Origin of the sequence: Methanoregula sp., assembly GCF_002835825.1 — an archaeon.
GTDB lineage: Archaea > Halobacteriota > Methanomicrobia > Methanomicrobiales > Methanospirillaceae > Methanoregula.
Genome location: NZ_PIZH01000388.1, coordinates 1 through 1,935 on the forward strand (window position 1 = coordinate 1; position 1,935 = coordinate 1,935).

Consider the following 1,935-nt stretch of genomic DNA (forward strand, 5'->3'; position numbering starts at 1 on the left):
AACCGGAGGGGCCGGGAACAGGCCCCGAACATTCCCGTCGCCGTCTCGGGGCGGAGGTAGCCGACCCGCTGGGAACCAAGGCCGATGGAAGTCCTGAACATCAGGTTGAACCCGAAGACCTCGACCTTGCCGAGCACTTCCTCGCAGGCAAGGCACTTGCAGGTGGCGAGAGCAGCGGCAAGTTCCTCGTTCTTCATCGTGGAGGCGTTCTGGATCCCGCCGCCTTCTGCAACATGGTCAGCCCGTAAGAATTCCTTGCAGTGGGGGCACTGGCACATCTTGTCGGCAAACCCGGCAACGTGGCCGGAGGCGATGAAGACCGCCTCCTGGGCAATCGTCGGGCACTCGATCTCGTAGTACCCCTCGCGGATCACGTAAAAGTCCCGCCAGATATTCTCGATGCGCCGTTTCATCATTGCGCCGAGCGGGCCGTAGTCGATAAAACCTGCCACGGCACCGTAACACTCGGAGGTCGGCCAGATGAAACCCCGGCGTTTGGCAAGTTCCATCACGTTCTCAAAAACATCGCTCATAAGGATCACGAAGCTTAATAATCTCCCATAGTGTTGACCGGGCGGCGACAAAAAGACTCTGATACTCTTGTACGGATGGATAGTATACCGCCATCCATAGGACTGAAAGGAGAAAATTCTGCTCGGATCCGGGAAAATGTGGCACAAACAGCACAACTGCACCAGATCAAACCGAGTCCGATTTATACGTCTTTTGGTCAAACGGGCCGTAAAGATAGCATTAAATAGTTGACGAAGTATTGTATATCCTAATCCCAATACGGGGTATGCAATGACCGAAGACAAACGAAAGGCACACCTGTTAAAACTCTTCAGTTCCATGTCGGGTAAGACCAAGATTGTCGAGCCCATGAAGAATATCCATGGCACGCTGAGGGACAGCGATGCGATCGAACGCGAAGTCGCCCTCGTAATGAGGGAGATCATCGAACAGGGGATCTTCAAGACCTCCTTAAAGCCGATCCAGCTCGCAAAGCTTGTCACATCGTTCTACGCAGGCAAGAACGACACCGAGATCGCCCGCGAACTCGGCGACGAGAAGCTCAGCAAGACGGTTGCCCGGGCACGGGTCCGGTTGAAGCTCTTCCGCGACCTCGATTTCCGAATGCCCTTTGACAAGGAGCGGATGGAGGAGTTGATCGAGTCCGGTAAGACCATGAAGGAGGTCTCCGAGGAACTCGGCGTCAGCCCCTCGACTCTCCGCGAGTACCGGCACGTGATCGAGGAGCAGGAAGACCCGACCATCGATCCCTACATCGACCGGATCCGCGATGTCATGGAAGACCGCGACCTCTCCGAGCAGATGACACGGAGCGCCACTGCTGATAGCCTTGGCGAGGCCATCGATATTACCGAAGCCGAACTGATTGATGTAACGTAAAGGCCGGAATACCGGCAAAAAATCCCTTTTTAGTGACGGCTCACACGCACTATCTCCTTTTTGGGGTAAGGTTCATTCGTGAGGAGTCCGATCTGCATATATGCAAATTACCTGGCTTGGCCATTCCTGCGTCCTCCTCACCGGTTCAAAAAAAGTCCTCATCGATCCGTTTATCGAGGGGGGCAGCGTTGCCGGCACGAGTCCTGACATCGTGGCCGTCACCCACGGGCATGACGACCACATGGGGGAGGCGGTGGCGATTAAGAAAAAGACGGTGGCAATCACGGAGATTGCCAAGTACCTGAAGGGGAAGGGGATCCCGGTCGAGGGCATGAACATCGGCGGCACCCAGGTTGTCGACGGGGTCTCGTTCACCATGACCCCTGCACTCCATTCGACCTTTATCGCGGAGGCCGGCGAGGGGTTCTCCTGGGGTGCACCGCCGCGTTTGTTGTTCGGCCTGGTTGGGGCGATAGACTATCCCGCCGGGCCACGCGGTGTCTTCTCCTGTCTCAGGCCGGT

The 1,935-nt window shown here is 56.4% G+C and carries 2 protein-coding genes and 1 pseudogene; 2 read left to right on the forward strand and 1 reads right to left on the reverse strand.

Annotated features, from left to right (window positions below):
* Nucleotides 1-533 (reverse strand): annotated as a pseudogene (locus CW742_RS11385) (glycine--tRNA ligase); the annotation flags it as partial.
* Between the two features lie 271 nt (nucleotides 534-804).
* On the opposite strand from CW742_RS11385, the gene CW742_RS11390 reads away from it, so the two are divergent.
* Together CW742_RS11390 and CW742_RS11395 are read left to right on the forward strand one after the other, a co-directional pair.
* A complete protein-coding gene (locus tag CW742_RS11390) occupies nucleotides 805-1,413 on the forward strand; it encodes a response regulator receiver protein (protein ID WP_292420482.1) in 609 nt (202 codons plus the stop codon).
* Between the two features lie 100 nt (nucleotides 1,414-1,513).
* Nucleotides 1,514-1,935 (forward strand): MBL fold metallo-hydrolase (locus CW742_RS11395; protein ID WP_292420484.1); only part of this gene is annotated, 422 nt, incomplete at its 3' end.

Excerpts from the sequence above, each read along its gene's own strand:
- CW742_RS11390 (WP_292420482.1), top strand. The coding sequence starts at position 805 with ATGACCGAAGACAAACGAAAGGCACACCTGTTAAAACTCTTCAGTTCC.